This is a genomic window from Nostoc sp. CALU 1950, from assembly GCF_051172895.1.
GTDB classification, from domain to species: domain Bacteria; phylum Cyanobacteriota; class Cyanobacteriia; order Cyanobacteriales; family Nostocaceae; genus Nostoc; species Nostoc edaphicum_A.
The window spans coordinates 1-23,840 of the sequence record NZ_JBDNJQ010000083.1; the positions used below are offsets into that span (position 1 = coordinate 1).

A 23,840-nucleotide genomic window follows, 5' to 3' on the forward strand; every position below is an offset into this window, starting at 1 on the left:
TCTTCATTTTTAATTTTTAATTTTTAATTTTTAATTCCGCCTTGCGGTACTAGGGTGTTGTCTGCGGTGAATTTGTAGGATTAGGAGCGGGGATAATTGGCACAATTATCGGCTGTGGTTTTTCACCTTGCAGTTGAATTTGGGCTTGGTTGCGGCCGTCTATTGCTTGTTGGTAATTAGACTTGTATTTTATTGCTTGATCGTAAGAAGCGATCGCATCCCGATACCGCTTCAAATTTAATAGGGCATTGCCTCTGCTATACCAGCTTTCGGAATGGTCTGGTTTATAACGAACTGCCTTATTATAAGACGCGATCGCATCTTCGTATTTCTGCAAAATGTATTGTGAATTCCCTAGATTATACCAAAGTTGATAGTCATTTTGCTTAATTGTTGCTGCTTTATTATAAGATTTTATTGCTTCTTCATAGCGTTGGTTTTGATGCAGCGACCAACCCAAGTTATACCATGCTTGATAGTTTCTGGGGCTGTATTTAATTACTTGATTAAAAGATTCGATTGCTTCTGGATAACGTTGTAAATTCAGCAGTACATTACCTCTTGACAACCAAGATTGATAATAATTTGCCTTGTATTGCACTGCTTTATCATAAGCAGTAAACGCATCTTGATAGCGCCGCAAATTGACTAGTGAATTTCCCCGATTATACCAGGCTTCCTCATAGTCTGGTTTTAATTCAACGACTTTTTGATATGCTGCGATCGCTTCTTCGTATCGCTTAGAATTCTGTAGCGCTAATCCTTTTTTGTACCAAGCTTGATAATTGTCTGGTTTGAGTTCAATCGCCTTTTCATAAGATTGAATTGCTTGGTCATATTGGTTCAAATTACTGAAAGCTTCACCCTTAGCATTCCAGATTTCTGAGTTGTTATTATTTAATTGTAAAGCTTTGTCAAAAGAGGCGATCGCTTCTTGATATCGCTGTAAACTTCCCAACACAAAACCCCGTCCGCTCCAAGCTTCAAAATAATCTGGACGAATTTGAATTGCTCTATCATACGCCGCTAATGATTCTTTGTATTTTTTTAATTTATACAGCGTTTTGCCTTGACCATTCCAGGCTTGAGCATGATTTGGTCGAATATTAACAGCTTTTTCATATACTGCTAGCGCGTCTTGATAGCGTTGCAAATCAAAAAGTGTATTTCCTTGTTTAGATAATTCTATGGCATTATTTGAATTAATGTGATTCCAAATCAATATTGATGCTACTCCGCTAACCCCAATGAAAAATATCGCCAGTAAAACTTTACCCAGAATGCCTTTTTTCGGTTGAGGTTTGTTTATATTTTTTGGTGGAGAAATAGGATTTAAAGCTATTGTCAGTGCGGGTGGTTGCGTTAACTCTTTCAGCGCTTTTAACGCCATCGTTGCCGAAGGATAGCGTTGCCGAAAGTCGTAGCAGACCATTTTATCTAAGAGTTGAGCAAATTCTGGCGTTACCGTGGCTTGATTATGCCAGATAATTTCATTAGTCTCAGCATCTTTTACTATTTCCTCTGGTGATAATCCTGTGAGAGCTTGAATAGCAATTATTCCCACAGCATAAATATCACTGCTTAATTTTGGCGTACCATGAGCTTGTTCTCCAGGAATATATCCAGGTGTACCTATAGCAACTGTAGCCTGTGTTTGACCTTGGGGAGTAATCACTTGAGTCGCAATTTGTTTAACTGCACCAAAATCAATTAAAATCAATTTGCCATCTGGTTGGCGTCTGAGAATATTTCGAGGGTTGACATCACGGTGAATTACATTCTGTTGATGGACAAATTCTAAGATTGCCAAAAGTTCTTCTAAAAGTGAAATTACTTGCTCTTGACTTAAGGTTTTGCCTGGTGTTATTTCTTGACTCAGGTCATCACCTTCGATCAATTCTTGTACAAGATAGAATTCGGCATTCTCCTCAAAATAAGCTAAAAGTTGGGGGATGCGATCGTGAGTTCCTAATTTATACAGAACTTGTGCTTCCGTATCAAATAAACGCCTAGCTGTCTCCAAAGTTACTGGATCGCTTGCCTGGGGTTTGAGTTTTTTTACGACACATGGAGGTGAACCAGGTAATTGGGTATCACAAGCCACAAAAGTTTCACCAAAACCCCCACCTCCCAAGTTCCTAATAATTTGGTATCTTCCTACAAGTGTGTTTCCCAGCATCTCGTTTGCCTACTTGAGTGCGATGCGATCTGATTTCAATCTTGCCACAGGTTAAGGGGGAGTGAGAGAGTGGGGAGCAAATAACAACCCCTTGTTTTGTATCTAGCCTTGTTTTGTGTGTCTTAATGACGAATTACGAATTAGTATGATTCCTATTAGTGATAATATTCCTTGTCGAAGTAAGCCGATTATTAATTACTGGTTAATTGGCATTAACCTGGTTGTATTTTTATGGGAACTTAAACTAGAATTTAGTGGTCAATTAGGTTATTTTATCAGTAGTTGGGGTATTATTCCTGCCCAGATTAGTGGAGCAGTTACAAATGCTCTCTTTTTCAACTCTGCTGCTTGGATAATTGTAATTTGGCGAGTATTTTCACTACTCTTTGGAATATTTTTGCACGGCAGTTTTAGCCAAATCTTGGGAAATATACTATTTTTGTGGGTTTTTGGCAAGACTGTCGAGAATATTCTGGGACATAAACACTATCTCGGATTCTATCTGGCTGCTGGCGTGATGATAGGGGTATTGCAAATACTAGCTGAACCGAATTTGACAGTACCATTGATTGGGGCAAATGGTGCGATCGCAGCTATTTTAGGGGCATATATTATTAAGTTTCCTAAAGCTAAAATTGACACAGTTTTGCCGCTAATAATCTTGTATATCCCCATCGAACTGCCAGCATTTTTCTATATATTTTGGTGGTTTGTGCAGCAATTATTTTATGGTATAGGTAGTTTAAATATTCCTCCTGTCGGCGTAAATCAATCGGGTGTTGTTTTTTTAGGGCAGGTTGTGGGATTATTAATTGGTGCGGCTTTTATGCGATTAAAGCGATAAATTTTATTTAACTACTTAGAGGATGTTTTAAAAGTTTTTGGCAATAGAATTCGCTACTAATCAAAATCAATGGTTTTTAACCTGCGGAGGCAGGTTTTGTCTGTATAGCCGCGACTTCTAGTCGCTAAGGCTAGTAATAATTTAGACTTTTCAAATATCCTCTTAAGCTATTTTTATCAGGTGGAAAATGTTTCTTGATGCCGAAAACCTTGCTTTTGATGTTTGTGCCATTGCTTACCCTAAAGTTATTGGAACTTATATAGGGCTTATATTTGATTTCTGAAAAAAAATTAGTACAACTAAGAAGCCTTCTTTCCTGTTGCCTATTGCCTACCTACGCAAATCAGTTCAGAAATCAAAGCGGATTGCTATATATGTCTTTTGACTGAAATACCTAACCTACGTTTGCTGAAGAAAGCATATATTTCATAGCTAGAATGATTGCTGTGTAATATTTTGAATTTTGAATTTATGTGCCTTTTGATGGATTGTATTTTTTATCTAAAAATTACATACTCATCAGACTAGGGGATACCTACTCTTCAAGTCGGTGTTATTAAGTATAATCGGTGTAAAAGATGCCAAATGTTGATAAAGTTAACTTTCAAATTACTGATGATTTAACAATACTGCGGCAGCGTGTAGCAGAGTTAGAGCAATCAGAAATATCTTATCAACAAAGGCAAGCAGCACTTGAGGAGGAATTAAGAGAACTAAAAAGAAAGCTGCCATTAGAAATAGAAGATTCCCATATTAAAGTTGTCGAGTGGCAGATTGAGAAGGATACATCCATAGTTCTAAATCTACCAAGAGATGTGGCAGTAATTTTACAACAACTCCAACAAGAAATTGTGGAGCGGCAGCAAGTAGAAGTAGTACTTAGGGAGAGTGAAGAACGGCTGAGGCTAGCTCTAGATGCATCCCAAATGGGCTTGTGGGATTGGAATATTGTTACCAATCAAGTAATTTGGTCGGAAAATCATGAAGTGCTTTTTGGTCTACTTCCGGGCAGTTTTGACAGCAGTTATGAAGGCTTTTTGAGGTGCGTTCATCCTGAAGATCAGCCATTTGTCATGCAAGCGATCGCTCACGCTTTGGCAAACCAAACTGATTACAACGATGAATTTCGGATAGTTCGCTCAGACCAAAGTCCACATTGGATTTCTGCCAAGGGAAAATTTATCTATGACGATCAGGGACAAGCGGTGCGAATGATTGGCGTTTGTATGGAAACTACTGTATGCAAGCAGGCTGAAGAAAGTACTCGCGAACTAACAACCCAAGTCCAAGAACAGGCAAATATTTTAAATGCTATTCTTACTGCTTCAGTGGATCACATTTACATCTTTGATCGCCAAGGTTGCTATCAGTATGTCAGCCGTGATGCAGCTACTGTATTAGGTTTAAAACCCCAGGATCTTATTGGAAAAACTTTGTCAGGATTAGATTTACCCGCAGACCTAATAACGCAGGTAGATAATCAACGACAAGCTGTGATGAAAACTGGGCAGCCAATCAAAGATGAGTGCGAATGTCTTACCACCAATGGGGTGCATTTTTATGAATATATCCTCACACCATTACGCAATGTTGACCAAACTATTGAAGGCGTAATCACTGTTTCTCGCGATATTACCGAACACAAACGGGCAGAAAAGTCATTACGCGCAAGTGAAGCGCGATTTCGGCGTTTGTTTGAATCTAATTTAATCGGGGTCGCTTTTTGGACAGTGAATGGCTTAATAATTGATGCCAATGATGCCTTTCTCCAACTAGCTGGCTACACTCGTGATGAGTTTGCCACTTTAGGTAGAATTAATTGGAGAGAACTTACTCCTGGCGAGTATCAGGATTTAGACGATCGCGCCCTTTTGGAAGTGCAAACCACTGGAGTTTCCAGAATTTACGAAAAAGAGTACATCCACCGCAACGGAAAGCGAGTACCAATTGTTTTGGGGATGGCCTTGCTGAATGATTCTCAAGAACATGGTGTTGCTTTTGTCTTGGACATTACCGATCGCAAATCGGCTGAAAAAGAATGCGATCGCCTACTAGAATGCGAAAGGACAGCACGCAAACAAGCGGAAATTGCCAACAAAATTAAAGATGAGTTTCTAGCGGTTCTCTCCCATGAACTGCGAACCCCACTCAATCCCATCCTGGGATGGTCGAAAATGCTGCGGACTCGCAAGTTTGATGAAAAAACTACTAATCACGCTTTAGAAACCATTGAACGCAGCGCCAAGTTACAAACCCAGCTAATTGAAGATTTATTGGATGTGTCTCGCATCCTCCAAGGAAAATTAAACTTGAATATCTGTCCAGTAAACTTGGTAATGGTAGTTGAAGCAGCACTAGAAACAGTAAAACTAGCAGCAGAAGCCAAGTCAATTCAAATTCAGACCATATTTGATGCCAATTTGGGACAAGTTATGGGCGACCCAAATCGACTTCAACAAGTTGTGTGGAATCTACTTTCCAATGCGGTAAAATTTACACCAACAGGAGGACGGGTAGAAATTCGACTCATGGAAGCTGCTAACCAGGTTCAAATTCAGGTCAGCGATACAGGTAAGGGAATTAGCCCAGACTTTTTGCCTTATGTGTTCGATTACTTTCGTCAATCTGATGGCACTACTACACGGACATTTGGTGGACTAGGTTTAGGATTAGCGATCGTGCGTAAGGTTGTAGAAATGCATGGGGGAAAGGTTCAAGCCGAAAGTTCTGGAGAAGAATCGGGTGCAACTTTCACTGTTGATCTACCGCTTTTAGTCAGAAATGAACAGGTTTGGCGTGAGGAAAATCAGTCTTTAGATTGTCAGCCGGAATCCTCGCTTTTTTCGGACACTCAAGTTCTGGTTGTGGATGATGAACCAGATATCCGCGATTTAGTCACCTTCATTTTGCAAGACTACGGTGTAGAAGTAACCGCCGTAGCATCAGCACAGGAAGCACTACAAGCGCTTTCTGAGTCGATCCCAGATGTTTTAATTAGTGATATTGGAATGCCAAAGACAGACGGTTATATGCTGATGCGTGAAGTGCGATCGCGATCGCCCCAACAAGGAGGAAGCGTACCAGCGATCGCTCTGACAGCTTATGCGGGGGAAATGAATCAGCAGCAAGCATTAGCAGCAGGATTTCAAATGCATATTTCTAAACCAGTAGATCCAGATGTATTGGTAAAGGCGATCGCTGATTTGATTAATCCAACCTAATATAGGTAAGCGTCCGAGAGATCGCCTCTGGTGATCTCCTATAACTGCATTTTCTGTTTATTTTGTCAACTAGTAGTCTGCCCCATTAATTTTGCAAGGTTTGTAGTAAGCACTTAAGTGCTTAAAAATTCAGGACTAAAGTCCTTACTACAAACTTTTATAACCCTTCAAACTTCGCTTGATAGACTACTCGTCTCGCACGGCGTAAATAAGCCACCCATTTTAAATGTCTGAGAGGTTGTTTGAAAAGTCCTCTAGTCGGTATCAAAAGTTTTAGATCCCCCTAAATCCCCCTTAAAAAGGGGGACTTTGACTCCAGTTCCCCCCTTTTTAAGCTACCGTGTATACACAAGTCGGGTTGAGAATCAAATAGAGGGAAAAGAACGGAAAATTATTTTTAAAATCCTTGATTTTCCGTTAATTCTATATCAATAAGCTGACACTATTGATAATCAGCTTGATAAGCTCAAAAGCTTGCCTACTAAGGCTTGCATCTTACCAGGCAAGGATTTTAGGACTTGTGTATACACCGTAGCCTTTTTAAGGGGGGTTAGGGGGGATCTAAAGTGCCTAAAGTTACAGAGAGAAACTTTTCAAACATCCTCTGAAACCCTTGCAAACAATTAATTACGAATTACGAATTCCGCCTTGCGGTACTAGTTCACCGTCAATTACCTAAAGCATCTCAAACTCTAATTGATGACTCTTAAGAAAATCATGGGTGAAATGATCCACCATATTTGTATCAGCTAGTTCCAAATTATAAAAATCCACAGCTTCATGGTCAAAATAGGGGCCAGCGTGCCAAGTACCCTCATGTAGCTTGATAAAACAATTCCCCGGAATCCGGAAAGCAGCCATCTCTTCTAATGTTGGTTCATTCACATCATTATTAGGAGGACAAACTGCAATTAACCAATCCTTGCCTTCCAAAGAACCCAGACATTGAGTGCATTGCAGATGGCGAGTAATTTTGTGAAACTTTCGCCCTCTCTTTTCCAACCGCATAATATAAAATCGTGGAATCCCGTTTTGCAGGTTTAACTGGGCATCTTCTCCATCGAAACTTTTGCCATCAAGACTTGCAAAAATCACCTGTCCATAACGGCGAAAGTTTTCAGAAGTCACCCATTCTACCTGTAATTGTTGCACTGTTTTTGATGTGCTCATATCAAATCTTCGAGAGAGATTAGTTAGGTTTATTTTCCCCCAAAATGACTGATTTTTATACAGTCATGATGGTGAATTTCTGAGTTTAAATACCCTAATCTATTCTAAGAAAATAACCTCAGCTAGCTAGATAACTACGTACTTGTTCCTTTTGGCGTCGGAGGAGACTGAGAGCTTTTTGCTCTATCTGGCGCACCCGTTCTCGACTAATACCCATGCGATCGCCAATCTGTGCTAAAGAAAGTTCATAGCCATCAGTAAGACCAAAGCGCAAGGTTAATATTTCTCGCTGCTGGGGAGACAGCTTTGCTAACAAGTCTTGTAAGTCTTGATGCAGAGATTCTTCAACAGCATAGTCTTCGGGAGAAGGGCCATCATCCTCCAGTATGTCCTGCAATTCTGTATCCTGTTGTTCACCAACTCGCGCCTCTAGGGAGAAAGGTTGGCGGGCCAAGTACAAACACTCTCTAACTTGGCTGGGTGTCAAAGATAACGCGCTGGCAATTTCCGCAGTAGTGGGAACGCGGCCCAACTGTTGAGATAATTCTCGCTGCACCCGTTTAATTTTGTTCAGTTTCTCAAAGACGTGGATAGGTAAACGAATTGTCCGTCCTTGTTGAGCGATCGCTCGTGTAATTCCTTGACGAATCCACCAATAAGCGTAGGTTGAAAACTTATAACCAAGAGCGGGATCAAATTTATCCACTCCTCGCTCTAAACCCAAAGTACCTTCTTGAATTAAATCCATAAATTCCAAGTTGCGGTGCTGGTATTTCTTCGCCACTGCTACCACTAACCGGAGATTAGCCTGAATCATTTTCTGCTTGGCTTGGTGTCCTTGACTGAGCTGTTGCTCTAACACCTCAACACTTGACTCCAACTGATCTGCCCATTCTTGCAGCGTTGGTTCGTGATTTAATTTCACAGCCAATTCTTCCTTAGCAGCTAATAAATTCATCATTTGCTGCACCTGTTGGGCAAAAATAACCTCTTGTTCGCGAGTCAACAAATCTACACGCCCGATCTCTTGCAGATAACTACGCACAATATCATCTGTAACTCGAGGCTTTTTATCTGCGGCTAAACTTTTTTTCTTCGTTTTTTTAACTTCGGTAGGTGGAGATGTTAAGTTGCTCATGGTTATTTGCTCCTCTGTAACCTCATCAATTTATTGGTATCAAGTCTACATATTCAGACCCATAGTCATTTCACACTGCTAATCAATGCAATTGGCAATACTGATGAATTTTGGTCTTATGATACATTACAAGTCAATTGTTGGAGATAATAAACCCAAAATCAACCCACCCTTTAATACTAACATCATCACTAGTCACAAATCAATTACCTAAAGTATTATCAGCATATCATTTGAAGTAATTACACTCCTTTTTTCTTGATTTTTGCATATTTTCAAACACGAATTATGTTTAGTCTAATTATCCAATGCATTTACTGTAAACAATAACAAGCTTACCAAGCAACAATTTCATTACCTAAGAGATAAATTATTAACAGCAACTCTCCAAATAAATCAGAATTATTAAACAACAAAAATATTATTTATTTAAATATTAATAGTCTGGTCAGAATTTTTCTCTGTAACTCTTATCAAATGTCCATTTTTTTACCTCTATTTTTTTACGAGATAATCCAATCATCATGAAGCTGAGTACATATAGGAATCCGCTTTGATTTCTGAAATTATTTGCGTAGGTAGGCAATAGGCAATAGGCAATAGGCAATAGGCAATAGGAGACAAGCCTCTTCAAGTTGTACTGATTTTTTTCAAAAATCAAATAGGAGTTTTATAGCAGGCGATTGTTAAATACAAAGTAAAGCCTCTCTCCTGCTCAAGCACGGCTTTCTTCAGCAGTTTGGTCAAATACTTGTAATTTGGGCTTTAAGATAATAAAGACGCAGATATCTGTGACAATTGCACTTGTGTCATACTGCACGCAGACATCTGCATTCGATGCGGTATTATCAACTTGATTACTTTTGGAAACATTTTATAAACTAAAAGTAGTAACAGTGGTCACATTAACACCAAGGATAATACTTGGCAAGACACCAACACCCGCGATCACCACTAATATCCTGTTGAAGCGAAAATATTTTTGTTTAGGGATGGGTAGCTGATTGTTGTACAGCACAACTTGAACAACAAGATTACCCACTTTTGGAGAAGTCGTAAATAATCTGAGACTTGTAACAAAGCAACATCTCACAGTTTTCTCGCTGACTCGTTTTCACCTTAAGTTGACACAAAAGCACAGTTATGCATCAACACAGATGATTGACTTATAGCAAAGATTTTTGGAAAAATGGTACTATATTAAGGCCTTAATCTAATTTTTCAACCATCATTTTAGTAGATATTGATTAAGAAAAGCATTCACCTCATTGGCGCATAACCCGACATTAACTGTCTTTCCTGCTTTTTTGAGAATGTCCAATCCTTGACCATTATTGCGCGGATCTGGATCAACTATAGATACATATATTTCATGTATCCGACGATCTTCAGCGATCGCTAAAGCACACGCAGGTGTGCGTCCATGAAAAGAACAAGGTTCAAGGGTTACATACATTTTCAAGAAGTTAAAAGCTTTGCCTTGAATCTGTTTAAGTGCGTCAGCCTCAGCATGGTGTTTTCCTGATGCCTGCGTGTATCCTTGAGCTACTATAGGACTCATATTTGATTTCTGAAAAAACTTAGTACAACTAAGAAGCCTTCTTGACTGTTGCCTATTGCCTATTGCCTGCCTACGCAAATTAGTATGGCTACGCCACGCTACGCGAACAGAAATCAAAGCGGATTCCTATATCTTTTGGGCATCTATGATTACACAGCCTACTGGTGGGTTCGGCAAACATTCCGGCAAAGCTTTTCTGCTTTGAGCTAAAGCAGCCAGCATAAATATTCCATCCATATTTGAGCGTAAATTATCTAGATAAATTACACTACCAAGAATTAGTTATCTATTGTTAAAAAAGTTCCTATATTAAAATTGAGTAACTGTCACCCTAAGACCAGAATCCAGCTTAGGAACCTTGAAATACTCAATTGGCTCAGTACTTTGAGAACTTTCGGTATTTGCCGGCTTCTGACATTGCTTAAAGAAAGACTCTGGGTTATTGATGAACTCAAGCGGGTTAATCTTTGGGCATCCTGGCTCTTGCACTAGCGAAATTGATTCAGTAGTTTGTTTGGGATTATTAGTTTGTCCGATAAAATTACTCCATGTAGCGTTAATTGTGGCTGGTTCTGTCAATAAAACTCCAGCCTGATTGCGATCGTCTGTTGTCATGGGAACATTCTCTTGGTTAGCGTAGGCACTCTGGGACAGAGCAAGTGCGCTAATCACAACGACTAAGATAATAGAAGAGGATTTCATAATTCAATCTCTCAACATTTAATGTCAGTTTAATAATTACAATTGGCTAGATACAGAAACCAATAAATAGCAACCTAGTTTGGGTACTTCAGATTAACACAGGTAGTAAGAAGTATGCCTAAACTTCATTAAAACTATAGTGAAATATAGAGTACATTATCGCTAAAATTTGCCTACCTTTAACAAGAGGCTTAACCCTGATTGTTCACCACATCTTTCAAAGCCTTATAAAACCTAGATTTATGCGTTTTGCACTGTGGCAACAAATATATACGGAGTTTTTTCCGCAATCGATCCATAGTTTTGTACTAAGTGGCAAAGATAAAAATTGATGAGTATTACATCTAGCGCAAAACTAGGTTAAAATATAACGCATGTTCGATTTAAATCAATTAACTAAAGAAAGTAAAGCTTTATTCAGCCCTGGTGATTAGAAATCGCGGCTACACAGACAAAACCTGCATTTGTAGGTTGTTTCGATGAAGTCCACGCAAGTAGGTTTAGCTTATGTAGTATTTGATTATACCTAAAGTTTAATCTCTCACGAATGATTTAGGATTACTATAGATGTCTACTAAGTTTTTTAACGCAGACAATAATATATGCTTTTATATACAGCCAAATTCAGAGTGAAACAGGCTTAATATCTGGCTTTGAGACTCAGCCTGTGTACTTCACTCCCTTGAAATATTCTATATCAATACCAAAGATGCTAATTTTATATATAACGAGCGTTCGATATAATAACCTGAGTCATGCCTAAGATTGTTGACCATGAGCAATACCGTAAAGAACTGCTCGACAAGTGCTTTGATTTATTTGCCCAAAAAGGCTATGGTTCCATTACTATGCGCCAAATTGCCGAAGGATTAGGGGTTTCTACTGGTACGTTGTACCACTATTTTCCTAGCAAACAAGCTTTATTTGAGCAATTGGCCCAAGAAATATGTGAGCAAGATTTAAGTGCAGCATTGGCTGAATTGGAAGGAGCGCAAACCCTGCAAGAGGGGATGGAAGCACTAGGAAGATATCTAGTAAAAAATGAAGACTACTTTATTAAGTGGACTTATATATGGATTGATTTTTGTCAACATCAAGACTCTAAAGAAATGTTGAATAATAGTGTTTTTAAGCGGAACAATCAGCGTTATCAGCAGGCTGCCTGCGATTTTGTAGGTATTCAAGATCCAGTATTGGCTTCCTTTGTATTGAGCTTTGTGAATGGTTTAATTCTGGAGAAGTTATGGGGTGATGAAACAATTGATTTTATGGAACAATGTGCGCTATTAGGCAAAATGCTCACGGCATATTTGCCGCAACATGGGGCAAGATGTAGGAGTTATACTCTATAACTAAATAAGTTGAAAAATGCTACATATATAACAATTATGAATTACTTGATATTCATTGATGACTAATAAATAGTTGCCACCAATATCAACTCATTTGATGTAGACAAAATGATTTTTTAGGAGAGTAAAAGAGATGGTTCAAAAGCTATCAAAAAAGACTTCCAATAAATGGTTAGTTGCATTAGTAATTGCCGCTACTGCTATTACAGGTGGAATTGTTGTTTATGGGATTTCTCAATTTGGGTTAGTTAGTCAAGCTGAGAAATCTGAGCCAGTAGAAACCACGCCTAAAAGTCAAAAAGTGGCTGCATTAGGACGACTAGAACCGGAAGCAGAGGTAATTAGCTTGTTTGCACCCTTGGCATTAGATGGCGATCGCATTGCTCAAATTTTAGTCAAAGAAGGCGATCGCGTTAAAGCCGGACAGATGGTGGCAATTTTAGACGCCCGCGATCGCTTACAAACTGCTGTACTACAAGCGCAACAACAAGTTAGAGTTGCTCAAGCTAAACTCGCTCAAGTTGAAGCTGGAGCAAAAGTAGGAGAAATTAACGCCCAGCAGGCAAGTGTTGAACGTCTTCAGGCTCAATCCCAAGGAGACAAAACAGCACAACAAGAAGCGATATTCCGCATAGAGGCACAGTGGGAAGGAGACAGAATCGCGCAAGAAGCAACCATTAAGAAGCTAGAGGCAGAACTCAAAAATGCCGAAGCCGAATATCAACGTTATCAGCAGTTATATTCTCAAGGTGCAGTTTCTAATTCTTTGTACGACAGCAAAGGCTTAACTGTAGAAACCGCCAAACAGCAAGTAGACGAAGCCAAAGCAGTTCTCAACCGGATTAACACAACTGCTAGCAAACAATTATCTGAAGCTAAAGCAGCACTCGCCCGCACTAACGCCACTGGTAGCAAGCAAGTTAGTGAAGCCAAAGCCACGCTTACAAGTATTGCAGAAGTCCGACCTGTAGATGTAGCCGCAGCCCAGACAGAAATTGAAAATGCGATCGCCACACTCAAACACGCCCAAACCGAATTGGCTGGTGCTTACATCAAAGCACCGATGGCGGGACAGATCATTAAAATTCATACGCGAGTCGGAGAAAAAATTAGTGATTCTGGAGTTGCAGACTTAGCACAAACAGACCAAATGATGGCAGTAGCAGAAGTTTATCAAACCGATATCGGTAAAGTGAAATTAGGGCAACAGGCAGTGATTAGCAGTCAAGCATTTGCCAGTGAACTGCGAGGAACCGTTGCTCAAATTGGCTTGCAGGTGAATAGACAAAACGTTTTCAGTAACCAACCAGGGGAGAATCTTGATAGCCGAGTAGTTGAGGTGAAAATTCGCCTCAATCCTGAAGACAGCAAGCGAGTTGCAGGTTTCACTAACTTACAGGTACAAACAGCGATTGAAATATAGGAATCCGCTTTGATTTTTGAATTTATTTGCGTGGGTAGGGAATAGGGAATAGGGAATAGGGAATAGGGAACAGGAAAGAAAGCATAGATCCGTACTGAGTTTTGTTCAAAAATTAAATAGGAGTCCTATATAGAGTTGTTGTTCACTATCTCATGTATTCCAACATTTTTTATAAGGTGAATTTAATCATGGTTAAAGTCATATATCTTCTGCTTTGTGTACTTGGCTTCGTTCTACCTTACTCCCAATTTGTTCCATTTTTCTTAGAGCATGGTCTTGATATAAAGCTGTTTTTTGAACAACTCTTTGCCAACAAAATTTCTGGCTTTTTTGGTATGGATGTTATTGTTTCATCACTAGTTTTATGGACATTTGTATTTTGGGAGGGAACACGTCTGAAAATGCAAAATCTCTGGGTTTACATTGCCTGTAATCTTTTGGTTGGTGTGTCTTTAGGTCTTCCCTTATTTTTGTTAATGCGAGAGCGCCAGCTTGAACAGCAAACTGAAACACTGACTTATTAAAGGGTTTTTCAATATGTTTTCTAAACTATTTCGCAAAACGCCGTTAGCATGGCGGCAGTTAATGAAAGAAAAAACCCGTTTGGCTGTTGCAGTCGCAGGTATTACTTTTGCCGATATGCTGATGTTTATTCAGTTGGGATTTGAAAGTGCGCTTTTTGATGCTGCTGTGAAACCTCATCGCAATTTACAGGCAGATTTAATTTTAATTAATCCCCAATTTCAAACTTTATTTTCGGTAAAAAACTTTTCTAGAGAACGACTGTATCAAGCATTAGGTTATGAAGGTGTTCAGTCAGTTAATTCTGTCTACATTAGCACCGGACAGTGGCGAAATCCAGAAACACGTCTTGAGCGTGCCATTTTGGTTTGGGGTGTTGATCCGGTACAACCCGCATTCAAATCACCCGAAATTAACCAAAATCAGGATGATCTTAAACAGTTGTATCAAGTTCTATTTGACCAAGCAGGTCGTCCAGAATACGGTGCGGTTGCCGATATCTTTAAGAAAACAGGCAAATTTGACACAGAATTGAATAGTAAAGCCGTCTTTGTTAAAGGCTTGTTTACTGATGGTGCTTCCTTTGCTGCCGATGGTAATGTGATCACCAGTGACTCTACCTTTCTCCAGCTATTTCCAGAACGTAAACCCGATCGCATCGAAGTTGGGTTAATCACACTTAAAACAGATGCCGATGTAGAAAAAGTGCGATCGCAACTTGTTAACGGATTACCTCAAGATGTCAGAGTCCTGACTCCAGAGGAATTTGCCAAAGTGGAGAGGACTTACTGGGAAGAAGGTACTGGCATTGGTTTCATTTTCGGTTTAGGGACTGGAGTCGGGTTTATTGTTGGCATCGTGATTGTCTACCAAATCCTTTACTCTGATGTTTCTGACCACTTGCCAGAATACGCCACCCTGAAAGCAATGGGATATACCGATAACTATCTCTTGGGAGTTTTAATTCAAGAAGCATTGTTATTAGCTGTTTTAGGTTTTCTGCCTGGATTCTTCCTTTCTTTTGGGTTGTATCAAGTCACCTACGCTGCGACGATGCTTCCTATTTTTATGAAAATGGAACGGGCAATACAGGTTTGGATTTTGACCGTGATCATGTGTAGTGTTTCTGGTGCGATCGCAATGCGGAAATTACGATCTGCTGACCCTGCCGATGTTTTTTAGTTTTTTAGACGCGATTGATCGTGTTTGTACAGAAGAAGACGCGATGAATCGCGTCTCTACAAGCCCAATACCCTATAAAATCTTATGTTGCAAAAATCTTTGCCAGTAAATTCCGATTCAACACTTTCTACTTTAGAATCTGTAATTTCTGTTAGTAACCTCAACCATTACTTTGGTGAAGGTGGGCTTCGTAAACAAGTATTATTTGACATTAATTTAGAGATTAACGCTGGGGAAATCGTTATCATGACTGGCCCCTCTGGATCGGGGAAAACCACCTTGTTAACCTTAATGGGTGGATTGCGTTCTGCCCAAGAAGGTAGCCTTAAAATCTTAGGAGAGGAAATTTGTGGTGCGAAAAAGCAGCAGTTAACTAAGCTGCGTCGCCAGATTGGCTATATTTTCCAGGCACATAATTTGATGACCTTTTTGACAGCAAGAGAAAATGTGCGGATGTCCTTAGAGTTGCATGACGATTTTCTCAATCAGGATATTAATGCCAAAGCGATCGCTATTTTGGAAACTGTCGGTTTAGCTGATCGTATAAATTACTACCCAGAGAAACTATCTGGAGGGCAAAAACAACGAGTTGCGATCGCTCGTGCTTTGGTTAGCCATCCTAAAATTGTTTTAGCAGATGAACCTACTGCTGCACTCGACAAGAAATCTGGGCGCGATGTTGTGGAAATAATGCAGAAGCTAGCTAAAGAACAAGGTTGTACGATTTTGCTAGTTACCCACGATAACCGCATCCTCGATATTGCCGATCGCATCATTTATATGGAAGATGGTCAGTTGAAGACTGATAGCACAGAATCTACGCTACAAGCAAGTAATACGAATTCGTAGTTCGTCAACTTACAAGAAATATGAATGTCATCAGATGGTTACAATGGATAGTTTTTTAAGGGGGATTTAGGGGGATCTAAAATTTTTGATACCGACAAGAGGACTTTTAAAATATCCTCTTCGGTTAGAGTGAATTATGTATTTTTGACTAATACAGTAAAAATACTACCGTTTGGATGATTATCTTCGATGGTAATTGTACCGGAATGTGCCTCGATCGCCATTTTGCAGAAAGCCAATCCTAAACCAATTTGCGAAATTTCTGGCATCATAGTTCCAATTTCATACTTCTCGAAAATGATTTGTCGTAAGTCTTGACGAACTCCCGAACCGGAATCAGCGACTTGCACTTTAGCACCACCTGCTGCCAAATACTCTCCTCGGAGGATGACTTGAGAATTGAAGGGGGAGAACTTAATGGCATTGGAGAGCAAATTATCCAGCACTCGACGAAAGATCACTGCATCTACTGCAACAATGCCACCAGGTTCGGGAAATTCACGTATCAGGGTCAGGTTTTTTTGAGTAGCGATCGCCTCAATGTCTGCTACAGCTGATATACACAGCGCACAAAGATCCACTTCTGTGTAGTTGAGAACCATTTTGCCAGATTCCAGCTTTGCCATAATCAGCAAACTATCAATTAACGATTGTAGTTGTTGTCCAGCAAGTAAAATTTGATCGACTTTTCCTTGCTGTTGTTTCGGTGACAAACCTGGCAACCGAAGAATCTCTGCTCCTAAGATAATACTGGTAAGTGGATTTCGCAGATCATGCACAATCATATTTACCATGTCTTCTCGCATCTTGAGCAATACTTGCATACTGTCGTGTTGCTGCTTAATCCGCAACATGGAATGAACTCTGGCTCGTAATTCCACACCGTTGACGGGTTTACTAATGAAGTCATCTGCACCCGTCGCCAGACATCGAGCCAAATCTTCTTTATCGGTTAATGCTGTCACCATGATGATTGGCACTGCTTGCCATTGTGGATCGGCTTTGATGCGCCGGCAGACTTCCATCCCATCAAGATCGGGCATCATCACATCTAATAAAATCAGATCGGGCTGAAAACTATCGAGGCGATTTAGAGCTTGTTGACCACTAGCAGCGTAGTAAAGCTGGTAGTTTTCACCATCCAGTAAGGTTTCAACAACGTCAAAGTTATCGGGTTGATCGTCGATCACTAAAATAGAGGCTTGAATATCCATCGATAATTTCCGCTACCTGCTTAAGAGTTGTTGAATTGTGGTTACAAGCTGTTTAAGTTTTATCGGTTTGGTGAAATATTCATTAGCTCCAGCCGCTAAACAAGTTTCGCGATCGCCAGGCATGGCTAAGGCCGTTAGTGCAATGATCGGAATATGCACAAATTGGCGATCGTTACGGATACGCCGCATTGCTTCCAACCCATCCATTCCCGGCATTTGAATGTCCATTACAATTAAGTCGGGGCGTTGAACTCTAACAAGGTCAATAGCTTGTTGTCCATTGTTTGCCAGAATCAGATGATACCCTCTACCTTCAAGATAGCCGGACATAGTATCAATATTTGCTTGATTATCTTCTGCCAGTAAAATCAAAGGAGTGTCTAAAACCGCTTCTGGCACGCCAGTTAGATTTGGCGGGTTAGAATGGGCAGAATGTTGTAGTTTATCTATAGTTGCTTGAAGTTGAGTGCGGGTAATGGGTTTGACCAGATATTCAAACGCTCCCTGAGCTAGTCCTTTGCTACGCTCATCCACAACTGAAATGATGATCGCTGGAATATTTTGGGTTTTTGGGTTGGTCTTGAGTTGATTGAGCACCTCCCAACCGGATAGGTTCGGTAGTTGCAAATCCAGAATAATCAGAGCAGGTTGAACGCGCAGCACTTCTTCTACGGCTCCTTCACCTGTGGGATAGATGATGGGTTGCATTCCCATTTCGCTGAAGTAGCGAGTAATTTGGTCAGCCGCCGCAACAGAATCTTCTATAATCAAAACTTGAGCATTCTCAGCAGGTAAGTGATAGCTGGGCAATAAAGTAGTTACCGGCGTTTTTGACACATTGTCGCTAGCATGGTATGGAATGCAAACCGTAAAACAACTTCCCTCTCCAACTTCACTCCTAACTAAAACCGTTCCTCCATGTAGGGCTACAATCTTTTGTACTAGTGCCAAACCTAGACCAGTGCCACTGTATTGACGGTTAAGGCTACTGTCAAGCTGGATAAAAGGCTGAAACAGCTTGCCAATTTCTCCAGCGGCGATACCGATGCCGGTGTCAGTGATATGGAAGCAGAGGTTTGGGGAGGATGAGGGAGAATTTACTTCCCCTGCCTCCCCTGCCTCCCCTGCTCCCCCTACCCCTCTGCCCCCCTCCTCTCCCAGCCGGACTTCTAGCGTTACAGATCCGCCGTCTGGTGTGAACTTGACAGCGTTACTCAGCAGGTTAATCAGTACTTGACGCAGGCGGCGATCGTCTACTTGGATGCTGTCAATATGCTCAGAAATATGAATACTAAGACTAATATTCTTTTTCAAAGCCATCTGTTTAACAAAGGCAATGCTGGTATCACAGAGGCTCCTGACAGAAACATCACTCAATTGCAGTTCCAGTTTGCCAGATTCGATTTTAGACAAGTCTAGAATGTCGTTGATTAGTTCTAGCAAATGTCTACCACTGCGCTCAATAGTAGCGATCGCTTTTACTTGTCTGTCGTTAATGGAGCCGAAGACACTTTCTTGTAAGCCCTCTGACATCCCCAAAATCGCATTAAGAGGTGTTCGCAGTTCATGGCTCATGTTTGCGAGAAATTCATCTTTGAGGCGAGTGGCGCGGGCAAGTTCCATATTTGCGTTAGCAAGCTGCTCATTCGTTTGCCGCAATTGGGCTTCGGCTTGTTTGCGTTCTGTAATATCTTCGTGAGATACCAGTACGCCAATTACCTCTCCTGCGCTATTGGTCAGGGGAATTTTATTTGTTCGTAGCCAAAATTGTTCGCCATTAGACCCTTCAAATGGCTCTTCATAGCCTAGTTTAGGTGTTCGAGTGGTCATCACCATCATATCGTCTGCACAGTAGAGGTGTGCCAACTTTGCCCAAGGTAATTCAAAATCGGTCTTGCCGATAATCTCATCAGTTGTCAGTTGAGAATGGCGGATAAATGCTGGATTGCAACCAATAAACCGCGATTGGCGGTCTTTCCAGAAAACACGTTGCGGAAATGTATCTAGTACCGTTTGCAGCATTTTGCGTGATTCTTCCAGTTCTTGCGCGGTTTGTTTACGTTCGCGGATATCAAATAGGGTGGTGCGGCTGTATAGATAGTTACCTTCAGCATCCTTGACAGCAGTAGCGCTTACCAGTACTGGAAAAACTGTGCCATCTTTACAAACTATGTCTAACTCCAAATCCTTCAACGAACCCTGCTTTTTGAAGCGAGGATAGTTTTCCGCGAAGGACAAGCGACTGGCTTGGGTGAAAAAATTTACCAGGGGTTGGCCAATCATTTCTTCACGGGTATAACCCAACCATTGCAGTTCAGTCTCGTTGACCTTAAGCAATCGGCCTTCGCTGTCGAGGGAATGGTAGCCACAGGGAGCATTATCGTACAAATCTTCGACCTCATGGGCATATTTCGCCAATGCCTCTTGTGCCTCTTTCCGTTCGCTGATATCAGTGATCCGGACTAAATTCATGGTACGTCCGGCTACAGTAATCGGCTTGGCTGCAATGTTTCCCCAGAAAATCTTACCCTGAAGAGTAATATATTCAATCTCTAGGCTCCAGACACCTTTTGACTGCATATCTCTGACGATCGCATCTGTTTCGCTGGCAGTGAATGGACGCAGTTGGAGTGTCTGACCATTGATACTGACTAATTCAGCTTTGTCAACCGCCTCAAACAGTTCCACTGCCTGCCGATTGCAATCCAGGGTGAGCAGCGTTTGCGGATCAACCAGAAAGATGGCATCAGCAGATTCGTTAAAAATTGCTTCTCGTAAATCCCTGTTGTGGATGAGTTCTTGTTCTGCTTGTTTGTGATCGCTAATATCATAGTTAACCCCAATCATCCGTACAAGTTCACTCTGCTGGTCACGTTTGAGAATACCGTAGCCTTTGAGGAAACGAATTTCTCCACTTGGTTGAACGATGCGGAACTCGACATTATATTCTTGATTTCCTTGTATAACTTGCTCCATAGTTTCCAGCAGATAAGGGCGATCTTCCGGGTATATGCAGTTAAACCAAGCATCAAAAGAACCGTTAAAATCAGTTTTACTCACTCCATACAATTCGTACATCCGATCGTCCCAAATCTGGCTTGTTTGGACGAAATCATATTCCCAAATACCAAATCCTCCAGAACTGATGGCTAGGGTTAGCCGTTCGGAGAGGTGATGTAACTGTTCTTCAGCAAGTTTGCGATCGCTGATATCTGTCAGTGTGCCGATGTAGCCGATAATGGTGTCGTTGGCGTTAATTTCGGGTAGCACTTGGACATAAAACCAGTTAATGCTGCCATCTGGGCGTAGATGCCTACCCTCACTCTGATAAAATTCCCTTGGATCAACATATCCTTGCTCAAATTTTAGAGACCATTCTCTCCCCAAACGCTCACCGTCTTCTGGGTGCAAAGCCTGTATCCATCCCACCCCTAATGCTGCCTGTGTTGGTCTACCAGTCATCTCACTCCAGCGATCGTTAGCATAGATGCAGTTACCAACGGCATCCAGCCGGAAAATAGCTACAGGAGCCGCTTCTGCCAGATGTGCATAACGGAGTTCGCTGTCTCGAAGGGCTGTCTCTATTTGTTTTTGCTGGGTAATATCTTTGGCAATACTCAAAAATCCGATATTCTGTCCTTCTAGATCCTGGAGGATTTTCACCGACAGAAATACAGGGAACCGCGAGCCATCTTTACGAATGTAAGTCCATTCGTTTTCATAGGTGCTTCCGTCTTGAGTGACGATAGTAAAAAATTCCCTACCAGGTGCAATTTCCCTACCCAATTCCAACGAGAGTTCTGCTGCGCGTTGGTTGAGTTCCTCTAGGTCGTGAAATGTGGTTGGATTTATTTGCCGAACAACTTCATCTGCTTTGTAGCCCAACATTTTCTGAGCAGCGGCGTTGAAGGTTTGGATGCCATTTAAGTTATTAAAAATAATGGCATAGTCAGTACCATCTAAAATGGCTTGCTGCAAATTAGCGATCGCTAACAATTGAGCTTCTGCCTGTTTGCGTTTTGTAATGTTAATATGGCAACCAATCATCCGCAGAGGATTGCCGTCTTGATCCCACGCAATGACGCGACCAGAACAAATTACCCAAACGGTAGAACCATCCTTATGTCGATATCTCACCTCATTGTAAAAGGGGATTTGTCCGCGACTTTGGACGTGTTGCTCAAAAAGTTGCAGAACACCTGGTAAATCTTCGGGAAAAATCAGGCGTTGCCAACTCTCTGGTGTATTTGGCAATTCATGATCTTCATAGCCAAACATCTGCTTGAAGGTTAAGCTCAAGTACTCCTGATTGCCTGGAATATCCCAGTCCCAGTAACCTGCTAGCCCGACTTCAAGAATCTGCTCCAGAAGATGTAATTCAATTCGCAGCATTTGGGCCCGCCGCCGCTCCTCCTCTGAGAGCTTGCGTTCTGTAATATCTATTAGCACGCCTAGCATCCGCAGCAGTTTTCCGGTTGCGTCGTAAACTCCCCGTCCTTTTGCCGATACCCAGTGAATACTGCCATCTTGCCAGACAACTCGATATTCCACAGCATAATCGGTTTGGGTGGCGATCGCTTGCCTCAGTTCCGGCTCAACCCATTCTCGATCCTCTGGATGTAATTGATTGAGCCACTTTTCATAAGTCCAGTTTGCATCACTTAGATCGGAACCAAAACAGCGAATTGCATTCTCGCTAGCAAATATTTGATTGGTGATTGGGTTCCATTCCCAATAGCCAATACCAGCAAAACTCAAGGTCAGCTTGAGTTTCTCTTCGCTAGCTTTTAGGGCTGCTTCTGTCCGTTGGCGTTCTGCCAGTTCTGCCTGTAATTGCTGATATGCACTTCCCTGTTGAATGGCGATCGCTATTTGCACTGCCAGTTGATCCAACAAATCTAGTTCTACTGATTGCCAGTGGCGAGATGCAGTACATTGGTGAGCAATTAATAATCCCCATAATTGCCCTTTGACCAAAATGGGTACTACCAGATTGGCTTTAACTTCAAATTGTTCTAAAAGCTGCAAATGACAATTGGTTAAACCAGCCTGATAAATATCCTCGATTGCTCGTTTTTTCCCTTGGCGATAGTCACTTCCGGCTCCCTGTTGAAAGCAGGTATCCAAAATCTGCTTTCCCAGAGCCACTGTCCAACCAGGAAGCACTGACTCTGCCATAATTGTGCCGCTCATATCCGACTGAAATTGATAGACAACTACTCGGTCTACTTTGAGAAACTGCCGCACTTCTGTAGCTGTGGTACGCAGAATCTCTTCTAACTTCAGAGACTGACGAATCCGTAAGGCGATCGCAGCAATTAGTTGCTGTTGTTCCCGACTTTGTTCTAACTGTCGAGCCAAATCCATCCGTTCAATGGCATGATGAATTGCACCTTGAAGAACTTCAGGTGTAAGTTTCTTTTTAACCAGATAATCTTGCACACCACTTTTCATCGCACGGACAGCAGTAATTTCATCCCCTCGTGCGGTCAACATAATCACAGCAGTTTGGGTATTGCTATGGCATTCCCGAAACTGCTGAATAAACTTCAGCCCATCGCCATCGAGTAACAAAAAATTCAGCAAAATGATATCTGGTATCTCCCGTTGACACCATTTCAGTGCTGGCGTTCCCGTCTCAAATTCCAAAAAGCGGTAGGTATACAGGCTGTCTTGCTCCAAAAAGCGACGATATGCTTCCCGATCTTCAGCGCAATCATCAATCAGCAGGATCGTGAGGCAAGAAGGATGACTCATAAGTTAAAAATACAAACGCGATCGCGTTTCAAAAAAATTATAGCTCGATATCATCGTGTTAATAGCTTGATGTAAATAGAATCACGCTTGGACAAGAAAAATATAGAACAGGCAAAATAGCTGAGATATCTTTATATTGCCCATCAGCGCGATGTCTTGCTCAAATCTCTTAAATTTTTTGCACTTTAATCGCTTTACAACTGGGTGTTATAAACGAATAGGATTCGCAATTTTACCTAAACACCTCCTCAGAGCTTCAGTAAATTTGCGACCTTCAAAATTCATCCATTAACAGCCGCAAGAGCAACGCTCAAACCTCTGTTTGGCATTGATTTTTATCATCAGTCAGACTGTTTTAAAGTTTCACATCATCGATTTTCTTGGCTTGTTCTGTGCCCTTATTCTATAAAATCTCCTCTATCCTACGGATTATCTATAGTTGCAACTCAGTATTTCTTCAGTAATTCAAAATAGCCATTCAAGTAAATACCCTCAATTTAATCAGAAAAAAATTCCTGTTTTTCCTCGATTACATTTTTCTTTAAATCCTGAATACTAAAGCTATTACAAACAATAATTACTAAAAATTATTTTTTTGTAGCCAGTTCAGTGTATTTAAAATTTCAAGTTTACGTCCAATCGCCAAAGGAGTTTTAATCTAATGTCACTAGCAGGTATAGAGCGTCGATTCCAACATAAGCTAGACCTTAATAAAGCTGCAAATCA

Annotated in this window: 14 protein-coding genes and 1 pseudogene; 7 read left to right on the forward strand and 8 right to left on the reverse strand. The window is 41.0% G+C overall.

The window, feature by feature from the left end; all coding sequences use genetic code 11:
• Positions 1 to 49: 49 nt before the first annotated feature.
• Complete coding sequence (locus ABF638_RS21555; RefSeq protein ID WP_435025021.1) at positions 50 to 2,179, reverse strand: tetratricopeptide repeat protein; 2,130 nt, start codon at positions 2,177 to 2,179, stop codon at positions 50 to 52.
• Between the two features lie 145 nt (positions 2,180 to 2,324).
• Between ABF638_RS21555 and ABF638_RS21560 the strand changes: the two genes are divergently transcribed.
• Complete coding sequence (locus ABF638_RS21560; protein WP_435025022.1) at positions 2,325 to 3,023, forward strand: rhomboid family intramembrane serine protease; 699 nt, start codon at positions 2,325 to 2,327, stop codon at positions 3,021 to 3,023.
• A 578-nt stretch (positions 3,024 to 3,601) separates the two neighbouring features.
• Entirely contained in the window at positions 3,602 to 6,244 is a 2,643-nt protein-coding gene (locus ABF638_RS21565) for a PAS domain S-box protein (RefSeq protein ID WP_435025023.1), read from the forward strand.
• Positions 6,245 to 6,919: 675 nt separating this feature from the next.
• Here the strand turns inward: ABF638_RS21565 and ABF638_RS21570 are convergent.
• The 5 genes and pseudogenes from ABF638_RS21570 to ABF638_RS21590 form a co-directional block, all read right to left on the reverse strand.
• A complete protein-coding gene (locus ABF638_RS21570; protein ID WP_435025024.1) occupies positions 6,920 to 7,414 on the reverse strand; it encodes an ureidoglycolate lyase in 495 nt (164 codons plus the stop codon).
• Positions 7,415 to 7,532: 118 nt separating this feature from the next.
• The gene (locus tag ABF638_RS21575; protein WP_435025025.1) at positions 7,533 to 8,552 is read right to left on the reverse strand and encodes an RpoD/SigA family RNA polymerase sigma factor; all 1,020 of its coding nucleotides are present in this window, start codon (positions 8,550 to 8,552) and stop codon (positions 7,533 to 7,535) included.
• Positions 8,553 to 9,267: 715 nt separating this feature from the next.
• A pseudogene (locus ABF638_RS21580) lies at positions 9,268 to 9,414 on the reverse strand (DUF3172 domain-containing protein); the annotation flags it as partial.
• Positions 9,415 to 9,780: 366 nt separating this feature from the next.
• The gene (locus tag ABF638_RS21585) at positions 9,781 to 10,113 is read right to left on the reverse strand and encodes a riboflavin-specific deaminase (RefSeq protein WP_435025026.1); all 333 of its coding nucleotides are present in this window, start codon (positions 10,111 to 10,113) and stop codon (positions 9,781 to 9,783) included.
• 309 nt (positions 10,114 to 10,422) lie between these two features.
• Positions 10,423 to 10,815, reverse strand: a complete 393-nt coding sequence (locus ABF638_RS21590) for a hypothetical protein (RefSeq protein WP_435025027.1) — start codon at positions 10,813 to 10,815, stop codon at positions 10,423 to 10,425.
• A gap of 755 nt (positions 10,816 to 11,570) precedes the next feature.
• Between ABF638_RS21590 and ABF638_RS21595 the strand changes: the two genes are divergently transcribed.
• The 5 genes from ABF638_RS21595 to ABF638_RS21615 all read left to right on the forward strand — a co-directional run bounded on the left by ABF638_RS21595 (position 11,571) and on the right by ABF638_RS21615 (position 16,143).
• Entirely contained in the window at positions 11,571 to 12,167 is a 597-nt protein-coding gene (locus ABF638_RS21595; RefSeq protein ID WP_435025028.1) for a TetR/AcrR family transcriptional regulator, read from the forward strand.
• 133 nt (positions 12,168 to 12,300) lie between these two features.
• On the forward strand, positions 12,301 to 13,590 hold the full coding sequence (locus tag ABF638_RS21600) for an ABC exporter membrane fusion protein (RefSeq protein ID WP_435025029.1): 1,290 nt from the start codon (positions 12,301 to 12,303) through the stop codon (positions 13,588 to 13,590).
• Positions 13,591 to 13,778: 188 nt separating this feature from the next.
• Positions 13,779 to 14,114: a DUF2834 domain-containing protein gene (locus ABF638_RS21605; RefSeq protein WP_435025030.1), complete on the forward strand. Its 336-nt coding sequence runs from the start codon at positions 13,779 to 13,781 to the stop codon at positions 14,112 to 14,114.
• 13 nt (positions 14,115 to 14,127) lie between these two features.
• A complete protein-coding gene (devC, locus tag ABF638_RS21610; protein ID WP_435025031.1) occupies positions 14,128 to 15,294 on the forward strand; it encodes an ABC transporter permease DevC in 1,167 nt (388 codons plus the stop codon).
• Between the two features lie 84 nt (positions 15,295 to 15,378).
• Positions 15,379 to 16,143: a DevA family ABC transporter ATP-binding protein gene (locus tag ABF638_RS21615; RefSeq protein WP_435025032.1), complete on the forward strand. Its 765-nt coding sequence runs from the start codon at positions 15,379 to 15,381 to the stop codon at positions 16,141 to 16,143.
• 134 nt (positions 16,144 to 16,277) lie between these two features.
• On the opposite strand, the gene ABF638_RS21620 is transcribed toward ABF638_RS21615, so the two are convergent.
• Together ABF638_RS21620 and ABF638_RS21625 are read right to left on the reverse strand one after the other, a co-directional pair.
• Positions 16,278 to 17,357, reverse strand: coding sequence for a hybrid sensor histidine kinase/response regulator (locus tag ABF638_RS21620; RefSeq protein WP_435025034.1), 1,080 nt, complete (start codon positions 17,355 to 17,357; stop codon positions 16,278 to 16,280).
• A gap of 12 nt (positions 17,358 to 17,369) precedes the next feature.
• Positions 17,370 to 23,114: a PAS domain S-box protein gene (locus ABF638_RS21625; RefSeq protein ID WP_435025035.1), complete on the reverse strand. Its 5,745-nt coding sequence runs from the start codon at positions 23,112 to 23,114 to the stop codon at positions 17,370 to 17,372.
• Between the last annotated feature and the right edge of the window lie 726 nt (positions 23,115 to 23,840).

Bases quoted from the DNA above. Each gene is read 5' to 3' on its own strand.
- ABF638_RS21575 (WP_435025025.1), bottom strand. From the start codon at position 8,552: ATGAGCAACTTAACATCTCCACCTACCGAAGTTAAAAAAACGAAGAAA.
- ABF638_RS21555 (WP_435025021.1), bottom strand. From the start codon at position 2,179: ATGCTGGGAAACACACTTGTAGGAAGATACCAAATTATTAGGAACTTG.
- ABF638_RS21560 (WP_435025022.1), top strand. From the start codon at position 2,325: ATGATTCCTATTAGTGATAATATTCCTTGTCGAAGTAAGCCGATTATT.
- ABF638_RS21595 (WP_435025028.1), top strand. From the start codon at position 11,571: ATGCCTAAGATTGTTGACCATGAGCAATACCGTAAAGAACTGCTCGAC.
- ABF638_RS21570 (WP_435025024.1), bottom strand. From the start codon at position 7,414: ATGAGCACATCAAAAACAGTGCAACAATTACAGGTAGAATGGGTGACT.
- ABF638_RS21625 (WP_435025035.1), bottom strand. From the start codon at position 23,114: ATGAGTCATCCTTCTTGCCTCACGATCCTGCTGATTGATGATTGCGCT.
- devC (WP_435025031.1), top strand. From the start codon at position 14,128: ATGTTTTCTAAACTATTTCGCAAAACGCCGTTAGCATGGCGGCAGTTA.
- ABF638_RS21585 (WP_435025026.1), bottom strand. From the start codon at position 10,113: ATGAGTCCTATAGTAGCTCAAGGATACACGCAGGCATCAGGAAAACAC.
- ABF638_RS21565 (WP_435025023.1), top strand. From the start codon at position 3,602: ATGCCAAATGTTGATAAAGTTAACTTTCAAATTACTGATGATTTAACA.
- ABF638_RS21620 (WP_435025034.1), bottom strand. From the start codon at position 17,357: ATGGATATTCAAGCCTCTATTTTAGTGATCGACGATCAACCCGATAAC.
- ABF638_RS21615 (WP_435025032.1), top strand. From the start codon at position 15,379: ATGTTGCAAAAATCTTTGCCAGTAAATTCCGATTCAACACTTTCTACT.
- ABF638_RS21590 (WP_435025027.1), bottom strand. From the start codon at position 10,815: ATGAAATCCTCTTCTATTATCTTAGTCGTTGTGATTAGCGCACTTGCT.
- ABF638_RS21605 (WP_435025030.1), top strand. From the start codon at position 13,779: ATGGTTAAAGTCATATATCTTCTGCTTTGTGTACTTGGCTTCGTTCTA.
- ABF638_RS21600 (WP_435025029.1), top strand. From the start codon at position 12,301: ATGGTTCAAAAGCTATCAAAAAAGACTTCCAATAAATGGTTAGTTGCA.